Source organism: Paenibacillus radicibacter, assembly GCF_024721995.1.
Taxonomy (GTDB): Bacteria; Bacillota; Bacilli; order Paenibacillales; family NBRC-103111; genus Paenibacillus_AM; species Paenibacillus_AM radicibacter.
Genome location: NZ_JANQBC010000010.1, coordinates 83879 through 102815 on the forward strand (window position 1 = coordinate 83879; position 18937 = coordinate 102815).

General features: G+C 40.8%; 15 protein-coding genes, 1 pseudogene and 1 CRISPR repeat array. Of the genes and pseudogenes, 15 read left to right on the top strand and 1 reads right to left on the bottom strand.

Going from position 1 to position 18937, the window contains the following annotated elements:
• Positions 1-3: 3 nt before the first annotated feature.
• The 8 genes and pseudogenes from NV379_RS18255 (at position 4) to NV379_RS18290 (ending at position 7894) form a co-directional block, all read left to right on the top strand.
• On the top strand, positions 4-264 hold the full coding sequence (locus NV379_RS18255) for an EMC3/TMCO1 family protein (RefSeq protein WP_258208777.1): 261 nt from the start codon (positions 4-6) through the stop codon (positions 262-264).
• 4 nt (positions 265-268) lie between these two features.
• Complete coding sequence (locus tag NV379_RS18260) at positions 269-1162, top strand: hypothetical protein (RefSeq protein ID WP_258208778.1); 894 nt, start codon at positions 269-271, stop codon at positions 1160-1162.
• A 29-nt stretch (positions 1163-1191) separates the two neighbouring features.
• Complete coding sequence (locus tag NV379_RS18265; protein ID WP_258208779.1) at positions 1192-2676, top strand: SMP-30/gluconolactonase/LRE family protein; 1485 nt, start codon at positions 1192-1194, stop codon at positions 2674-2676.
• 174 nt (positions 2677-2850) lie between these two features.
• A complete protein-coding gene (locus NV379_RS18270) occupies positions 2851-3183 on the top strand; it encodes an antibiotic biosynthesis monooxygenase family protein (RefSeq protein WP_258208780.1) in 333 nt (110 codons plus the stop codon).
• A gap of 172 nt (positions 3184-3355) precedes the next feature.
• Complete coding sequence (locus NV379_RS18275) at positions 3356-4735, top strand: stalk domain-containing protein (RefSeq protein ID WP_258208781.1); 1380 nt, start codon at positions 3356-3358, stop codon at positions 4733-4735.
• 160 nt (positions 4736-4895) lie between these two features.
• Positions 4896-6290 (top strand): MATE family efflux transporter, encoded by a 1395-nt coding sequence (locus tag NV379_RS18280; RefSeq protein ID WP_258208782.1) that lies wholly within the window; start codon positions 4896-4898, stop codon positions 6288-6290.
• 227 nt (positions 6291-6517) lie between these two features.
• Positions 6518-7108 (top strand): annotated as a pseudogene (locus tag NV379_RS18285) (aminoglycoside phosphotransferase family protein); the annotation flags it as partial.
• Between the two features lie 219 nt (positions 7109-7327).
• Positions 7328-7894 carry a GNAT family N-acetyltransferase gene (locus tag NV379_RS18290; RefSeq protein WP_258208928.1) on the top strand — a complete coding sequence of 189 codons (567 nt, stop codon included), beginning with the start codon at positions 7328-7330 and terminating at the stop codon, positions 7892-7894.
• Between the two features lie 42 nt (positions 7895-7936).
• Here NV379_RS18290 and NV379_RS18295 read toward each other — a convergent pair whose 3' ends face one another.
• A complete protein-coding gene (locus NV379_RS18295; RefSeq protein ID WP_258208783.1) occupies positions 7937-8338 on the bottom strand; it encodes an NUDIX hydrolase in 402 nt (133 codons plus the stop codon).
• A 123-nt stretch (positions 8339-8461) separates the two neighbouring features.
• Between NV379_RS18295 and NV379_RS18300 the strand changes: the two genes are divergently transcribed.
• The 7 genes from NV379_RS18300 to cas8c all read left to right on the top strand — a co-directional run bounded on the left by NV379_RS18300 (position 8462) and on the right by cas8c (position 18936).
• A complete protein-coding gene (locus NV379_RS18300; RefSeq protein WP_258208784.1) occupies positions 8462-8884 on the top strand; it encodes an NUDIX hydrolase in 423 nt (140 codons plus the stop codon).
• The gene (locus NV379_RS18305) at positions 8881-9693 is read left to right on the top strand and encodes a GNAT family N-acetyltransferase (RefSeq protein ID WP_258208785.1); all 813 of its coding nucleotides are present in this window, start codon (positions 8881-8883) and stop codon (positions 9691-9693) included. The genes NV379_RS18300 and NV379_RS18305 overlap by 4 nt, the downstream gene beginning before the upstream one ends.
• An 81-nt stretch (positions 9694-9774) precedes the next feature.
• On the top strand, positions 9775-10461 hold the full coding sequence (locus tag NV379_RS18310) for a class I SAM-dependent methyltransferase (RefSeq protein WP_258208786.1): 687 nt from the start codon (positions 9775-9777) through the stop codon (positions 10459-10461).
• A 27-nt stretch (positions 10462-10488) separates the two neighbouring features.
• The gene (locus NV379_RS18315; protein WP_258208787.1) at positions 10489-11235 is read left to right on the top strand and encodes a class I SAM-dependent methyltransferase; all 747 of its coding nucleotides are present in this window, start codon (positions 10489-10491) and stop codon (positions 11233-11235) included.
• Between the two features lie 248 nt (positions 11236-11483).
• A CRISPR array of direct repeats spans positions 11484-13533; the repeat unit is 32 nt; unit sequence GTCGCACCTCACGTAGGTGCGTGGATTGAAAT.
• 226 nt (positions 13534-13759) lie between these two features.
• Complete coding sequence (gene cas3, locus NV379_RS18320) at positions 13760-16216, top strand: CRISPR-associated helicase Cas3' (protein WP_258208788.1); 2457 nt, start codon at positions 13760-13762, stop codon at positions 16214-16216.
• Positions 16217-16309: 93 nt separating this feature from the next.
• Positions 16310-17029: a type I-C CRISPR-associated protein Cas5c gene (gene cas5c, locus NV379_RS18325; RefSeq protein WP_258208789.1), complete on the top strand. Its 720-nt coding sequence runs from the start codon at positions 16310-16312 to the stop codon at positions 17027-17029.
• Complete coding sequence (gene cas8c / locus NV379_RS18330; protein ID WP_258208790.1) at positions 17026-18936, top strand: type I-C CRISPR-associated protein Cas8c/Csd1; 1911 nt, start codon at positions 17026-17028, stop codon at positions 18934-18936. The genes cas5c and cas8c overlap by 4 nt, the downstream gene beginning before the upstream one ends.
• Position 18937 lies beyond the last annotated feature (1 nt).

The window sequence follows — 18937 nt, forward strand, 5'->3', positions numbered from 1 at the left end:
AAAATGCAGCAAGAAGCAAAGAAACAACAAGAGGCGATGAAAAAGCTTCAAGAAGAAATGAAGAAGATGCAGGAAGAGTTGATGAAAAACCTGCCAAAACCTCAAATTGTATATGATAAGCCCACACCAAGACCAACTCCTGCGCCAACAAGCGAGCCTAATTATGGGGGAGGTGGCCGGTGGGATTGTGACGCCAGTGCCGACGCCGACAGTGGCACCTACTCCTACGCCAAAGCCCAAGAAAGTGGAAATCACCGATTTTAAAAAGTTGCCATCAGTTGAAGGTAGAACTGGTTATGCATTTAAAGTTAATCCTATAGATGCCAAAGTAAGGGCAAATACAGAACCTATGTCTGAGGGGACAGAGGTTATTGAGAATCCTGATGTTCCAGGTGAGTACGTACTTGTTGTTAGACCAATTGATAGAGATCTGCATGTAGTCATCACTGCATCCATGGAAGGTTATAATGACGGAGTGTATGAGTTTAATATGTCCAGTTGGGAGATTAATCCTAATTCCGTTCTGTTTGAAGGTGAGAGGTTGAAATTCTCTTTCAGTCAGGGAAATTCTAATGTTAGATTAAATATAATATCGGATGTAGAGAGTGATCCTGATTTCTTAGGAGATAAAGTTTGGTTTAGCGGAGATGGAAGGGTACTCATCCCAATGAAAAGTGGTTGGGGGGATATGAGCTATCAAGCTTCGCAAATTGAAGAAGGTGAAGAAATCCCTATACATGATAACAGTTTCTGGGGTGTTAATATTGATTATAATCTCGAAGGTAATAAAAATATGGTATTTATCAAACCAGGGACGTTTAAGAATAGAAAAAATCCATCCAATATTAATACATTAATAACATTAGGTCCTTTTGGATCAAATAGTGATATTCCTAATCCTTTACCGTACAGATTAAAAGACAGTGATAGTTATGTCGAGTTAGGGATTATTCAGAAGAATGAAGAGATCAAGAGTATAATATTTGCGGATGAGTCTGTATGGAATGAGCCAGAAGATGGGGTTGTTTATATACAGATTAGTAAAGAAAAACTAATCAATTATTTAAATTCAGAACCAGGAAATAAATTAAAATTGATTATTAATGGTACATCGGAAGTGATCAATATTGAATTCACTGGACTAATTAAAGACAGACCGTAAATGACGAACCCTAATACGGAGGTATACTCATGAAATCTCATTTCAATAAAATACTCCTCTCTACCACTATTGTCTTCACACTTGCAACTACACCTGTACTTGCTTCAACAACAGTTGACACAGCAACCGTGAGCAAGGACTCCTTCCAAATGACACAGGTGAGTGGAGTTGCTGGTCTAAGCAAACCCTACGGTTTGTTACTCGACAAGCAAGGTAATCTGATTATTCTTGACGCAGGGAATCAACAGATCAAGAAACTTGAACAATCGAAGCTATCCGTACTTGCAGGTGTTCTAAAGCCTCAAGGTCTACTCAATCTAGAATTACCTAACTACAAGGATGGTGATGCTTCTAAGGCATTACTTGGTGATCCAAGATTTGCAGTGGTAGACAGTAAGGGGACGATCTTCTTCACGGACTTCGCGAATCATGCGATTCGTAAGATCAAGGATGGTAAAGTATACACGGTTGCAGGTAGTGGCAAGTCGGGCTATAAGGATGGCAAGGGTGAAGAGTCACTTTTCAATAGCCCAACAGGAATTGCAATCGATAGCAAAGATAATCTCTATGTCGCAGATACGCTTAATCATGTGATTCGTAAAATAACACCGGATGGCGTAGTCACAACATTTGGAGGAGAGCAATCCGTTGATGGCGCTTATGTAGATGGAGCGCTTGGTAAGGCGAAGTTCAATGAACCCAGTGGATTAGCATGGGACGACAAAGGGAATTTGTACGTATCGGATAGTGGCAACCACTTAATCCGTCAAATCTCAACGACAACAAACCAAGTCACTACTTTTGCAGGTAAGAAAACGGAGATCAATCCAGATACGGGTTACATGCAAGGTGGATATGCACACGGCAATACCCAAACTGCACGCTTTAACTCGCCTAAAGGCCTGACTTTTGCAGAGGGTGTCTTATTCGTGGCAGATAGCTTGAATCAATGCATTCGTACGGTACTACCTGACGGTAAAGTAATCAATGTTGCTGGAATGAGTGCCGCAGGGGATCAAGTTGGTGCGCAGAATCAAGTCCAGTTCAACAATCCAGTAGCTGTCGCTTATGCAAATGGGAAGTTATATGTATCCGACTCTTATAATCATAAAGTGAAGGAAGTTGCCCTTAACCCGAAACAGCTGAAAGGTGTAAATACTCCTGCTGATATCATTGCAGGATTTAAATTTGCGCCTCGTTCAGAAGAAATGCAAATCTGGATGAATGGAAAACAAGTTCAATTCCAATCTGGTAAGGTCTTTCATCAGTCAGGTAAGACGTATGTTCCAATTCGTGATATAGCTCAGCTATGGCAAGCGGAGATTAATTGGAATGACGCTGAACAAGCGGCAATTTTATCAAAAGGTGATGTCCAGCTAAAATGGAGCAATGAGCAAGATGGTGTGGTACTGCAAGACAACCGATTGTATGTAGAGATCGGGGAATTACAGGAGCGTACGACGCTTACACTTGTGTATGACGTAGACTACAATGGTCTTGTGATTAACCGTTAGTCATTGAATCTTAGGTGTTCCGTATTGGAAATGGTTAGGGTTCATCGGATAAATACGGATAGTTTGAAGATTAGGAGGCAAAAATGCCTCCTTTTTTATTTCCATAATTGATAATGAGAATCTTTATCAGTATAATATAAGAAAATGGAAGTCAGCAAAGGGAGAGTGTGATCTATGTTTATCGAAACAAAAACGTTCATCGTGACAGAAGGCAACTCAGATAAGATCGTGAATAGATTTAGTGGGGAAGGAATCATTGAAAAATCCGAAGGATTCATTGATCTAAGCGTATTAGTGAAGAAAAGCCGCAGAGGCGATGAAGAGGTAATTGTGATGATCCGCTGGGAATCGGAAGAAGCGTGGAAGAAGTGGGAGACGAGTGAAGCGCATATCGCAGGGCATCGTCAGAGCCGTGGACAGCCAAAGCCGGATCACATTGTCAGTGTAACTCATGGTACATACGAGGTAAAAAGCGCTAAGTATGGTATCGTGCAAGAAGTAAAATGATAGATATAGAAGAGCCATCGAGGCTCTTTTTTATTTGGTCTTAAATGCCTATCTTCATAAAAACAATTGTTAGAAAATACTGATAAATGGTATGATACTATCCTACCAAATACTAGTATTGAAGGGGAAATTTGAAATTATGCGCTTAAAAATGTACATACTTACGATTTGCATGGTACTTGTAGTAGCAGTATTACCCACGCGGGTAGATGCGGCTACTGAGGAAGTGAAATTTGAAGATCCTGTGTTAGAGAAGGCTATTAGAAAATCACTGAATTTAAGAGAAGGGAAAGTATTAGACAATTTAACATTGCAGAGTTTACAGACCTTAAAACCTATAAAGGAAGAAAAGATTAAGAGTCTTAAGGGTTTGGAGAAAGCGAGTAATTTGTTGAATTTAATTTTACCTGATCAAGAAATTGTGGATATCAGCCCACTTCAGGGTTTGGATAAATTAGAACTATTAATATTAAACAATAATCAAATTAAGAATATATGTCCGGCGGTAAATTTAACCCATCTATCTGATTTTGATGTAAGTAATAATCAAATTGAAAATATCGATTGTATGGAGCAATCAAAAGCATTCTTAGAACTTAGAGTTAATGGTAATCCAGTTGACGATATACAATCCATAATTGACGTTAAGAACTTAAGAGAATTGAATATAGATCAATATAATTTGAATGATAAGTCACAAACGTTGTTGTCAAAACTAAGTTATTCTGGTGTTGTAATTAATCAACCACGTAATTATGGGCAATACGTATATGATTATTTAAGTGTGATCATTAATAATGATCGTGTACTTTTTGATAAGAAGGTATATGTGGAGGAAGACATTGCTTTCGTGCAGTTGCGGCCACTCTTTGAAAAGTTAGGTTTTTCAGTAAAATGGGACGAAGCAACAAATAGTGTATCTGCTGATAAAGATGGAGTTCGATTGTTAATGAAAATCGATGATAAGATAGCAAAGCGTAATGGAACATCAATTGAAATGTCTAATGCACCAAGATTAATCGATGGATACTTGTTTATACCGATTCAATTCGTCGCTGATGCAATTGGTCAAGACGTAGCCATTGATAAGGAATTGAAAAGATATTATTTTGTCTCACGTAGTAACAAAGTCATTGCTAGTAAGGATGGAAGTTCCCAAATAACTGTAAGTGGAAAGTGGATATATAAAGATTATGTGGGAGATGACAATACGTTATATTTTGAAAATAATGGAAGTAAAATTGTATTAAATGTCAAGCCCAAGCGAGGAGTTGGCTCACTAGATACATTTACAGAAACAGAAGTCAATTTCACGAAATTATTTAATGAATTGAACAATGTTAGTGAGATCATATCTTTGAAAGTAAACGGATTAAATGCAAGGCAAATAACTTATAATGAAGAAAGATTATGGGGACCTACTCAAATTACCAAAACTTATATTGAAGGTAAAAATAATTTCTATATCCTTGATTTTCTAACACTTGAAGAATACCAAGAACAGCTTATCAAAGAAGATAAAGAGATTCTTCAATCTTTCAAAGAAATTTAGGATACTCCTGGTACCTAATAAACCAAGCCTCTCTCAACATATAATTGGGAGAGGCTTGTTATTTGCTATATCCTTGCTACGGATACTTGTCACAACTTAAACGACTTAACGGTGGTATACTGTTTTAGTACTCAAATAATTTAGACAAGAAGATGATAATGTGGATGCAAGTGGTCAAAGTTTAAAGCGTAAATCTGTCTATTTTCTAAATAAGTATTTTTCAGGCGAAGTATTGGATTACAAAAAGATTATATCCATTATTTTCCCTGTATTCGTCGATCAGGCTTTCATCATTCTAATGAGCTTGGTTAATACAGCAATGATCAGTTCCTCAGGAGTAGCTGCCGTCAGTGCAGTAAGTATGGTCGATTCGTTTAATTTCTTTCTTATTAATGTATTTATTGCAGTAGCAACAGGTGGAACGGTCATTGTCGCCCAGTATAAGGGTAGTGGCAATCACGATATGGTCTCGAAGGCAGCAGCACAAGCGATATCTGCGGTAACAATCCTGTCTGTTGTGATTAGCACAATCGTCATTATTCTGCACACGCCGACGTTAAACTTGTTGTTTGGTCGAGCTGATGCGGATGTATTTGCGAATGCGAGGATATTCTTGATCGGAAGCTGTATCTCATTCCCATTCATTGCGATTTTCCAAGCGGTCACGGGTGCACTGCGAGGTGTAGGTGAGACGAAGGCATGTCTCGGATTATCTGTAATCATGAACATGACGTACTTACTGCTGAACATTTTGTTTATATCTGTCCTTGATATGGGTGTGATGGGGCTTGTCATCTCGATGATTACAGCTAGGGTGCTTGGGATGATTATTTCGATCACTTATTTAATGAAGTACAATCATACCTTGCGGTTTAGAATTACGAATGCAATCAAGCTTAACTTCTCGATTCTAAAAAAGATCATGATCATCGGCATTCCATTTGCTGCGGAGCAGATGTTCTTCAATGGCGGTAAGCTGCTGACGCAAACATTTATTGTGCAGCTAGGGACACTGGCGATTACAGCCAATGCTATTAGTGGTTCGATTGCGCTCTTGTTCCAGATTGGCGGTAACGCGCTGAGTATCACGATTGTGACCGTTGTTGGACAGTGTATTGGAGGAAAGAATATAGCGGATGCAAGAAAGTTCGTGAAGTCGTTCATCGGATTAGCAACCGCGTTCTTCCTATTTGCAGCTGCAATCATTCTACCGTTATTCCCGTACATTATTCGGTTATTCTCCCCGCCTGAAGAGATTGTTCCTACGATCTTCGCGCTTATGGTGTTTATGGCGATTTCGCAGCCGTTCTTGTGGTCAATCAGCTTTATTATGCCTTCTGCCTTGCGTGCAGCAGGGGATTCCAACTTTACATCCATCACATCGCTTATCACAATGTGGCTCGTTCGCGTTGTTCTGGGCTATGTGTTAGCGATAACGCTTGGTTACGGACTAATGGGGGTATGGATTGCAATGGTTGTCGAGTGGGGTATTCGAGGTGCAATCTTCACTTGGCGCTTTAAAGGTGAGAAGTGGTACAGTCGGAAATTGATCTAGAAGTTGATTTAATAGAGGTGTAAGATCTAATAGAGGTATATAAGCTTGTGTCTACTGCATGTAGATACTGGCTTTTTTTGTATACGAGGCTATCGGTGTAAGTGTATAATTCTGGATAAATGCATGCTGGTTGGAAGGGTGAAATGGTATTGAATAATCCGATCTTATCTGTACATTGGAACGAACAAAGTCCCATTATTGACGAGCTACTGAAATCTTCTGAATCGATGTCGATTCATTCATTGAAACAAGGCTTTGAAGCAGAAGTGATAGAGGTTCGCTCGGGTACTAGGAGCTTTATTCTCAAAATGTGGAATAAATCATCCAATCCGAATATTGCGCTGCAATATGAATTGCTGTACACATTATTCGAACAAGGGATTGCAGTCTCCAATCCCGTAGGTTGGGGGAGGTTGGGAGATGTCCAAGTGCTCCTAACGTCTAATGATGGTGCTCCACTTAATTACTTAAATAACGACATCATGACTGAATTTGCACATATATTGTCTGCCATACATCGTGCGGATGTGAACGCGATTGAGCAGCTTCCTAAGCATGATTTCATTAGTTACTTCTTCTATAACGTTCACCTATATCCTGATATAGAACTGGCCTTACATCAGCTTCTTCCACTTGTTCAATTACAGCAAGATTGCTTGATTCATGGTGACTTTCATCTAGGAAATATCGTGGGTGAGCAAGGTAAGTTTAAGATCATTGATTGGACGAATGCGCAGTATGGTGATCCTAGGTACGATCTGGCATGGTCTTGTGTGGTGATTCGAATATTCGTCTCGGAGCGTTATGCAGATAGCCTTCAACGTGCTTATATGCTAGAACATTCACTAGATGAGGAGACGTTCGAACAATTTACAGCACTTGCACTTCTCAGACTACTATTCTTGCATCGTAGAAAAGATGTGACCTTAAAATCTGTACAAGTGGACAAGCTGAGGACGCATCTGATGCGCAATCGCTGGCTGCAACAAAATGAATTTGAGGGATTCCGAGCGAAGAAGATAAGGAATGACGAAGGTATGAATATCGACGTGATATACGGACAGTTTCCGATTCTAAAGTCAGATAAACTGGTACTGAAAAAAGTAGAGGAATCGCATCTGGATGACGTATTCGCGATCTATGATAATGACAACGTATTCGAGTATTGCGGGATTATTCCGAAGCATAACAAAGCAACAGTGAAGAGCATGATCGGCCATTTCGAGCGGGATTATAACAAACGTTCGAGCGTGAAGTGGGGCATTTTTCAGCAGGAAGATCCGGGTCGATTGGTAGGCATTATTGAAGCGATGGAGTTTAATCAAAAAGTAAATAGTGTGACGATAGGTTACTTTTTAGTGGAAAAGAGTTGGGGACAAGGCATTGCGACAGAGGCTGTACGCATCTTAGTTGATTTCCTGTTTAGGGATGTCGGTGTAAATCGGATTCAGGCGGAAGTGATGCCAGCAAATGATGGATCAAAGAAAGTACTACTGAAGAACGGTTTCTCTTATGAAGGTACTTTGCGCCAAGCGACTTTGTGGTCAGGCAAAGGAGTAGTAGATTTGGAGATATATAGCTTGCTGCAAGGGGATGTTAGTTAGCAGAATAGTAATCCACAAAAAAACAAGCTTTCCTAAATGAACTTAGGAAAGCTTGTTGATGTTATATAAGTGATCCAGAATCATCTGCGTAGCAGGCGATACCTGATCTCGATCTGCATGTGTTAGCCATGCTAATTCCTCAATCTCAGACGCAGGGCACAGTTCACCTTCATAATCGGCATAATAGCAAGTCATTTGCACCTGTGTACCGGCTGCCTTCCCATCTGCTGTAGCAACGAAAGTTCCGAAATGTACGATCGTATCCGGCTTAATCTGAACCGAAAGTTCTTCTTGGATCTCGCGAATAAGCGTCTCTTGGTCGGTTTCGCCAGGGTCTCTTTTACCACCAGGAATATAGAAGCTGCTCTTCCCTTTGGAACGTGCGCCTAGAACTCGACCGTTCTCGATGTGAATCCATGCGATTTTATCAATTATAGCTGTCATTGAGCAATCCCTCTTTAATTGTTTTTTACCATGATTATATCACTTTACGAATGTTACAATGACGAAGATAGGTTCATTATAGAGATAATTAATTATTTTATAAAAAATAAAGGTGGAATCATCATGTTTATCGTGAATGTTGAAGGTGCTGTATGCCAAGATGGCAAATGGCTATTAATCACTAGAAGTATGAAAGAAGAGCATGCGGGTGGAACATTGTCTCTAGTTGGCGGTAAAGTCGATCTCGAAGGATTCTCACAAGATATATTGGAGAGAACGGTGAAGCGCGAGATTGAGGAAGAAGTTGGGGTTACGGTGAAAGCTGAGGTCAAGTTCGTATATAGTTCTTCCTTCGTCGCGGGTGAGGATTGCCATGTGATTAACATTGTGTTCCTGTGCGAATATGCAGAAGGAACAGCACATAGTAAAAGTCCAGACGAGGTCGAAGCGGTGCATTGGCTCACGGTGGAAGAAGTAATGCGTCACCACAAAGCACCAGAGTGGACGAAAGAGAGCGTGCGTAGAGCGGCAGAGGTGGCACTATGAACTTGACCAGAGAAGCATTGTCGAACCTCGTTCGAGACAATTTTATTTATAAAAATACGTATCTCGCAGAGCGTACGGACAGTATGGATGTGCAAGTGACGGCTGGGTATGTCCGAGTAGACTCTGGACTTCGGTCAGATACGTTTAACGTCATCGTCCCTCTGGAAAAAGAGCTGAAAGCTTTAGATGGAGTTCACATTGCTAATGCACTTCATTATTTGACAGGACAAAATAAGCCGATGGCGCTCTGGACGTGGGAAGATCGTAATGGTAGTACGTGTGAAACGTTGCAAGACTTAGGTCTGATCGCTGCTGAAACCAATATTGCGATGGCTGCTAAGCTGGCGGAAATGGATATGAGCGCAGGGATGCCCGAACATTTTCAAATTAGAGAGGTACGTAGTAAAGAAGATATTAAGTTATTCGGTGATGTGTTAGCCTCCTTATTCGGTGAGTCGGAGGAAGCGGTGAATGTCCGAGGATATTATAACGTTACTTCGGAATTACTCCTAGAATCGGATTCTGCTATGCAGCTGTATATTGGATGCGTTGGTCTAGATGCTGTGGCTACGGGGACGCTTGTGATCGCTGACAATTCGGTTGGGATCTATGATATTGCAACAAGAGAAGAATATCGGGGTAAGGGGTATGGCTCTGCAATGTTTAGTTATTTGGTTGAGGCAGCAAAGGGGAAAGCCCCTGAATATTGCGTGCTTCAAGCGTCTGCAGATGGGATTAACATTTATAAGCGAGCAGGATTTGAAGAGGTCTGTGAAGTGACTGTTTATGAAAAAATAATGAAATTCTGAAATGAACCATTGACCTTCTCGTTACGTCAACTTTTATTCTAGAATCGAAAGCAGTTGAACATATCGAAGGAGGCACATACCATGCCAGATCACACATCTATTTATTTGAACGAAGCGGAAAAGTACCACTTACTCATTTCCAAGCAGCCGAAGCTTGCTAAGATTATCGGAGAAATTCAAGCTTATGAAGGATTGGATATCGTCGACATGGGGGCAGGTTCAGGACGATTGACGACTGTGTTAGTACCTGATGCTAGGACGATTATCGCGCTTGATCAATCCCAAGCTATGTTAGATGAAACAGCCGAGAAACTAATGGATGCAGGGCTTATGAATTGGAAAATAGCCGTTGCTGACCATCGCAAGCTGCCTGTAGCAGATCAGAGTGCAGACTTGATTGTCGCAGGGTGGACGATATGTTATCTTGTGCAATCGGGTTTGCCGCAATGGAAGCAAAATTTAGAAGAAATTATGCTAGAAATGAAGCGGGTTCTGCGTCCCGGAGGGACGATTATTATTTTCGAAACGATGGGAACTGGTTATGAAACCCCGAACCCTCCTGATTTTCTAATAGAATACTACGCAAGTCTAGTTGCAGACTATGGGTTCGCACACAAATGGATGAGAACGGATTATCAGTTCGACAGTGTGGAGCAGGCTGTGGAATTAACGAAGTTCTTCTTTAGTACAGAGCTTGCGGATCAAGTTCGTAAGGATAATAAGGCGCAAGTTCCGGAGTGTGCAGGGATATGGTGGCTTCATGTCTAGCGTCTAGTGGAAGGTAGTTGATGACGAATGAACACACAGGAATATAAGAAATTTTACGATGAAGTCGGTAGGGAAATTGGTTGGGATTTTAGCAAATTGAAAATCTCGCAAGAAGGTGTGAAGTGGGATTTCTATAAGGAAGTGGTAGAGGCGTGCAAACCGACAGATGTGCTGCTTGATGTGGGTACAGGTGGTGGAGAAGCGCTATTATCGATTGCAGATCAGGCGCAGCTGCTTATTGGTATTGATCTATCAGCGGGGATGATCGAGACGGCGAAGCGCAATTTACAGCTTGCTGATATTCACAATGTACGTTTCTTGGAAATGGACGTGAATCAACTCATGTTCCCCGATCATTTTTTCCAAGTGATATCTTGCAGGCAATCGGTGTTTAATGCTAGGGAAGTTACAAGGGTATTAACGAATGACGGGGTATTCTTTACCCAACAAGTGCGTGAGAATGATAAGTTGAATTTGAAAATGGCATTCGGCAGGGGGCAGGCATACGGAACACCTGCAGGTACATTGCAGAATCAGTATGTGAATGAACTGCGCAAAGCGGGATTAGCAGATATTCAGGTGCTCGAATACGATGCCGCAGAATACTACGAGACATCAGAGGACTTAATCTTCCTTCTTAAACATACGCCGATTATTCCGAATTTCGGTAAGGAAGAGCGAGATTTCGAGATACTAGAGCAGTTTATTAAGGAGAATAAGACCGATAAGGGGATTCGCACGAATTCGGCTAGGTTTATGATTGTGGCGAGGTGATTTAATACATTATTTAATTTATAATGAGAATTATAGGTTGATACAGGAACAGAGAGGTCAACTATTCGGTGCGAATGTAAAGCTTACATGTTTTTACTAGGTGATTCGCACCACTTATTTACCAATTGATTACATTTATTAATCATTGAAAGTTAAGTGAATTTGATTAGTTCAATTATGTCGGCTGTTTTTCACGTGGATTTTACAGAAAAATGATCAAAAAAGTTGATTTTTGATCATTTTTCGCTGTCGCACCTCACGTAGGTGCGTGGATTGAAATCTCCAGTGTCAACGGTAAACTGCCCATTACCCACGTCGCACCTCACGTAGGTGCGTGGATTGAAATTTTAACACTTTCAATAACATCATGGATAATCAGAGTCGCACCTCACGTAGGTGCGTGGATTGAAATTTATACTGAGCGTATACCGCTGACGGAACAACGTCGCACCTCACGTAGGTGCGTGGATTGAAATATTTGTAAATCCACTTGCTTGCCACCATTCCGCGTCGCACCTCACGTAGGTGCGTGGATTGAAATAGTAGGGTCGGGGAGGTTAGAAATATAATAATGTCGCACCTCACGTAGGTGCGTGGATTGAAATCTTGAAGATCTATATCCACTAGCTCGCAGCCGAGTCGCACCTCACGTAGGTGCGTGGATTGAAATTTCACTCATCATACCCATGAACTTTTCAAGCTTGTCGCACCTCACGTAGGTGCGTGGATTGAAATTTCTAGCTGCTCAATATAGCTTTGCGGTAAGAAGTCGCACCTCACGTAGGTGCGTGGATTGAAATTCCGATCTCGGTCTGTAAAGCAAACACTGTGTTGTCGCACCTCACGTAGGTGCGTGGATTGAAATTCAAACATATCCGAACTCGATTATTCGGCAAGTCGCACCTCACGTAGGTGCGTGGATTGAAATTGCATAGTCCCCTAGAACATTGCGTATTTTTTCGTCGCACCTCACGTAGGTGCGTGGATTGAAATAATGAATACTGCAATGAACACTGTGGAACCAATGGGTCGCACCTCACGTAGGTGCGTGGATTGAAATAGTCATTCACGCAAGGATAAGCTTATAGATTCAGTCGCACCTCACGTAGGTGCGTGGATTGAAATTTCAATGACTTTACCTTTTGCATGGTGTCATATGTCGCACCTCACGTAGGTGCGTGGATTGAAATTTGGGAAAGCCCTCCAATGCGATTTTATCTAAAGTCGCACCTCAAGTAGGTGCGTGGATTGAAATTGCAATATTTATGAACCAAATTTTCTACACCTCGTCGCACCTCACGTAGGTGCGTGGATTGAAATTCCCAGCTTTGTTCGACTGACTTCACAACCCATGTCGCACCTCACGTAGGTGCGTGGATTGAAATATAATACGGGAAATCCAAGTTCGAGTGCGCGTGGTCGCACCTCACGTAGGTGCGTGGATTGAAATTCCGTTATCAAGGAAGCCCCCCCTTATCCGATTGTCGCACCTCACGTAGGTGCGTGGATTGAAATTCGTTAATGACCGCAATATCTGCCGCTTCATTAGTCGCACCTCACGTAGGTGCGTGGATTGAAATTCGTTAATGACCGCAATATCTGCCGCTTCATTAGTCGCACCTCACGTAGGTGCGTGGATTGAAATATCCCGTCCATAAGCGCTTTAATCGCTTTGTCGTCGCACCTCACGTAGGTGCGTGGATTGAAATATATCGCGCCTTGTTATCACGACACAGTCACCGGTCGCACCTCACGTAGGTGCGTGGATTGAAATCGCCTGTTGATGGTGGGGTCATCAACCCTCCTGGTCGCACCTCACGTAGGTGCGTGGATTGAAATGAGTAGATGGTCACAGAGAAGACGAATTTGCGTGTCGCACCTCACGTAGGTGCGTGGATTGAAATTATTCAATCGATCGTTATCGGCTGAGCCGATAGGTCGCACCTCACGTAGGTGCGTGGATTGAAATACCCATGGGCAGTACGACAAAACCACTGCACATAGGTCGCACCTCACGTAGGTGCGTGGATTGAAATTTTGGCATTATTATTGAAATAAGAAACAATTAATGTCGCACCTCACGTAGGTGCGTGGATTGAAATGAATATCTACGTACTGGTGTATGCGACCATCTTGTCGCACCTCACGTAGGTGCGTGGATTGAAATAACGGCTTTGCTGCAAGTGTGCCCCATGCTAGTGGTCGCACCTCACGTAGGTGCGTGGATTGAAATTGAGGATCTTGTAAGTCATTGATCTGCATAGTGGTCGCACCTCACGTAGGTGCGTGGATTGAAATTTCGGGCTGTATCGGATATACGAGCTTTAATCTGTGTCACACCATACACAGCTATGTGACCTGAAGAACAGTTTTTAGCCTGTGCTAATAGCTGTTCTTTTTATTATTAGCTCAGTCAAATAAATCCAAAAAAATTCTACATAAGACGCCAATAACATACAGGATTTTCATTTGTCAATGTACAAGTAATACTAAGTATCTCACGAGAATTAGGAGGTTTTTCAAAATGAAATCAATTGCTCATATTAGAGAGAGTGATGGTAAAGTTCAAACCGTAGAAGAACATTTGTTAGAAGTTAAAGAACTAGCAGAAGGATATGGCGACAAGCTTGACTTAAAGCACTTATGTGGACTTGCTGGTTTACTCCATGACTTAGGAAAGTACAAGAACGAATTTACTACATACATACTTGCGGCAACTAGTAATGTTGGTACAGCGAAACCAAAGCGAGGTGAGGTTGATCATTCAACTGCAGGAGGGAAACTACTATATGAGCGATTCCGTACTCCTAAGAATGCTGGATACAAAGGTCTTGTAGCTGAGATTGTGGGAAATGCTATCATTTCGCATCATTCCTATCTAAAAGATTTTCTTAATCCGGATCTGGAATCTCCTTTTTTGTCGCGGGTTAAGTATAAGGTTAAAGGTCTAGAAACATTTGAGCTTACGAAACAAATATTTTTCGACAAAGTAATGGGTGAACAAGCGTTTAATGAATATGTAGATAAGGCTGCGAAAGAGCTTGAACATATTATTTCGAGAAATTCGACCACTAGTCCTGAAATTAAATGCATGTTTCTGACTAAATTTGTGTTTAGTGCATTGATTGATGCAGATCGTACGAATACCCGTATTTTTGAAGAAAATAAACAGGTTGAGCAACCGATCGATGTTGATTCGCTATTTGATAATTATTATGAAAAATTAATCTTACATATTGAATCTTTGAAAAAGAATACAAACGCCAATTCAAATGTTAACTTACTTCGAAGTCAAATGTCAGAGCAATGTGATCGTTTTGCCAATAATCCCTCTGGTATTTATACCTTATCGATCCCAACCGGAGGTGGTAAGACATTAGCGAGTTTAAGATACGCTTTGAAACATGCACTTACCTTTCATAAAAAGCGAATTGTCTATGTTGTGCCGTATACAACAATTATTGAGCAGAACGCAGAAGAAGTACGCAGAATTTTGAAGGATGACAAGCATATTCTAGAGCATCATTCGAATGTCATAGAAAGTGAGACTGAGGATGACGAAGATCAAGACGGATATGCAGTGACAACTCAGCAAAAATTGAAATTAGCCAGAGATAACTGGGACTCGCCAATTATTTTTACAACGATGGTGCAGTTCCTTAATGTGTTCTACGCGAAGGGCAGCCGGAACATTAGAAGACTACATAACTTATGTGAATCGGTAATTATCTTTGATGAAGTGCAGAAGGTTCCAACTGCTTGTGTGTCTTTATTTAATCATGCGCTTAACTTTTTAAAAGATTACGGACAATCCAGCATGGTACTATGTACAGCTACACAACCTACACTAGATTTAGTTGAACAAAAACTCAACATAAATAAAGATGCAGAGATCATTGATGAAATTGATGATGTGGTTGAAGCGTTTAAGCGAATAGAGCTTATTGATCGAGCAACGGATGAAACATTTAATAATGAAAAATTGGCTGAGTTTGTTCATTCCAGTCTCCAAGAGACTAAAAGTATTCTAGTGATTCTCAATACCAAATCTGTTGTCAAAAAACTGTACGAGCAACTACATCGACAAGTGATGGATGAGAAGGGGGACATCATTCCGGTCTATTATCTTAGTACTTCAATGTGTGCGTCGCATAGAAAAGACATTCTAGACAAAGTTAGAGGACATCTATCCAATGATGAAAAAATCATTTGCATCAGCACGCAGTTAATTGAAGCCGGAGTCGATGTGAGCTTTGAATGTGTCATTCGTTCATTGGCGGGATTGGATTCTATTGCCCAAGCGGCTGGTCGATGTAATAGACATGGTAAAGATTCGATTCGTCAGGTTTATATGATTGATCATGCAGATGAGAACTTGGATCGTTTGAAAGAAATTGCAAAGGGTAAAGCGATCACGCAGAAAATGCTCAGAGACTTGAAGTTCGATCCTTCAGATCATGGAGGTCATTTATTATCTCGCCAAGCAATGGAGAACTATTTTCAAGAATTCTATATGGATTTAAAAACGGAATTGAATTATTCCATCTCCAAAATCAGAAAGGATATGACCAATCTTTTATTTTCGAGAAAAAATAATCCAGATTCTTATTCTCGTGCTTATTATGATGCGAAAAAAGAATGGCTGCCCTTGAATATCTCGAACAGCTATGGTACTGCTGCGGATCATTTCCAAGTGATTGATAATCTAACGACTTCAGTCATTGTTCCCTATGGTGATGGCAAGGAGATCATTGCAGATTTGAATGGAGCCGGTTCGATCGATGATTTTTCAAGGCTAATGAAGAAGGCACAGCAATACACGGTTAACCTTTACGAACATGAAGTAAGAAAACTTGATCAGAATAGTGGAATTGAAAGTTGTTTGGACGGGAAAGTGTACGTACTTAAAGAAACCGCGTATAGTGAAGATTTTGGATGCGATATAGAAAATGACAGTCAGATGGGGATGTTAGGTCTTTGATTTGGTACATTTATTCGAGTAAATTCGATTAATTATCCTATGTTCCATGATAGAATGGAATAGATTCAAAAAACTGGAAAGGAGGATTTCTGAGTGAGAAATAGCATTGAGTTCGAAGTGTATGGGGATTATGCACTCTTTACAGATCCGTTAACGAAATTAGGTGGAGAAAAATTAAGCTACCAAGTACCTACGTACCAGGCTATTAAGGGTATTTGCGAAAGCGTTTACTGGAAGCCTACAATTATGTATATTGTGGACGAAGTACGGATTATGAATGCTATTCGGATGGAATCCAAAGGGATACGACCGATCGATTACGGTGGAGGCAATACACTTGCTAATTACACCTATTTAAGAGACGTACGCTATCAGGTAAGGGCGCATTTTGAGTTTAACATGCACCGACCTGAGTTAGAACTAGACCGTAACGAACACAAGCATCATAACGTACTCAAACGTTCTTTACGTGCTGGAGGAAGAAGGGATATATTTCTTGGAGCTCGTGAGTGCCAAGCGTATGTTGAACCATGTGTATTCGGTGAGGGTAAAAGTTTCTATGATAATTATGGAGATATTCACCTCGGTACGATGATTCATGGCATCAATTACCCAGATGAGACAGGTAGAAACCAGATGGAAGTTCGTCTGTGGAATCCAGTTATGAAGGATGGAATTATTCAATTCCTACGACCTGAAGCATGTTCACAAGTACGTACAATTTCAGAGATGGAGCCGAAGTTGTTTACCGGTGAGAATGTAGAATCAATAGATGCCCTGTTTGCACAAATAGGAGAGGAGGGCAACTTGTGAGCTGGTTATTAAATCTTTATGAGACGTATGATGCGAATCTGGATCGTGTGGGTGAAGTGGAGCGGAAATTTAATGGGCAAGAGTTTACACTTTTACCAATCTCGCATACGACGCAAACCGCACATCTTGAGGTCACAATAACGGAAGATGGCAGGTTCCATTCCGCAGATTTTATTAATAAAAGTGATGCGAATACGTTAATACCTTGTACGGAAGACTCTGCGAGTCGGGCGGGCTCTGTGGTCGCACCGTATCCACTTCACGATAAAATCAGTTACGTAGCAGGTGACCATATTGCATATGGTGGCGAGGTGAAGAAGGAAGATCCTTTTACTTCATACATAAATAATTTACAAGGTTGGGTCGATTCACCCCATGGTCATGCAAAAGTAAAAAGTATTTATAACTATCTGAAACAAGGCCGTCTTATTCAGGATTTGGTAGAAGTCGGGAAGCTCGTGGTGGATGAGAATAATCGATTGATCGGTAAATGGGATAAGAAATATACTTCGCTATACCCAGAAAAACCTATGATATTCTCTGCTATTGCTGGTGAGCAAGATGGTGCCTTTATCCGTTTTAATATTCGTTCCAAAGACAAGATCAAAGTATGGGAAGATCGAGAAGTTTATGAATCTTTCATTCAGTTCTACCAACACAAATTAAGTGATGAACGGCTTTGTTATGTAACAGGAAAATCACTTCCAAGTACGGATAAACATGCAAATAAAATTCGTAACGCAGCGGATAAAGCCAAGCTTATTTCTGCTAATGACAAGAGTGGTTTTACCTATAGGGGACGCTTTAGTCAGAGTGATGAAGCAGCCAGTATCAGTTATGAAGTTTCGCAAAAAGCCCATAATGCACTAAAGTGGCTTATTAATCGTCAAGGTAAGATCATTGATCAGCGTGTCTTTTTAGTATGGGCAAATCATGAAGTTGAAGTTATTCCTCCTGAAGAAGACTCTCTGTTCTATGGTTCAGATTCGATCGTTGTGAATGAACAAAAAGCGTTTACGAATGAAAGTTTTGCTCATGAAATTTCTAAGGCTTTGGAAGGATATAAGAATCGTGTAACAACGGATATGAGTATCAATTTAATCGTATTAGATTCAGCTACTACTGGCCGTATGGCTGTTCTGTATTATCGCAATATGGACAAGCAGTTATATTTTGAACGAATAATACATTGGCACTCGACTTGTGTGTGGCTTCATCGTTATCGTAAGAATGAAAGTGGCGAACCGATACAATTCTACGGTGCACCAGCAACTAAAGATATTGCATTTGCAGCGTATGGTTTGAATGCTAATGAAAAAGTCGTTAAAGGGCTAATGGAACGAATGCTTCCTTGCATTGTAGATGGAACCCGAATACCTTTGGATATTGTGAAAAGCGCAGTTGGGCGGGCATCTAATCCTGTGTCTATGGACAAGTGGGAGTGGGAGAAAACGCTTAGTATCGCATGTTCATTGCTAAATAAAACTTTATTGGATAAAGGGGAGGGGTACGAAGTGGCATTAGACAAAGAAAATATGGATCGTGACTATTTATTTGGTCGATTGTTGGCGGTTGCAGATGTTTTAGAAAGACGAGCTTTAGGATCAGATGAAAAGCGTGCAAGTAATGCGATACGTTATATGAATTCTTTCTCACAGCACCCAGCTAGAACTTGGTCAACCATTCAAGCAAGCTTACAGCCCTATCAGGCAAAATTGGGTATGAAAGCAATTGATTTATCTAAACTTATCGATGAAATTGCTTCTAATATCAAATATGAAGACTTTAATAACAGACCGTTGTCTGGGAAATATTTATTAGGTTACTACAGTCAACGTCATGATTATTATCAGTCTAAAAAGAAGAATGAAGATACAGAAGAACAATCCAATAAAGAGGAGATGTAAA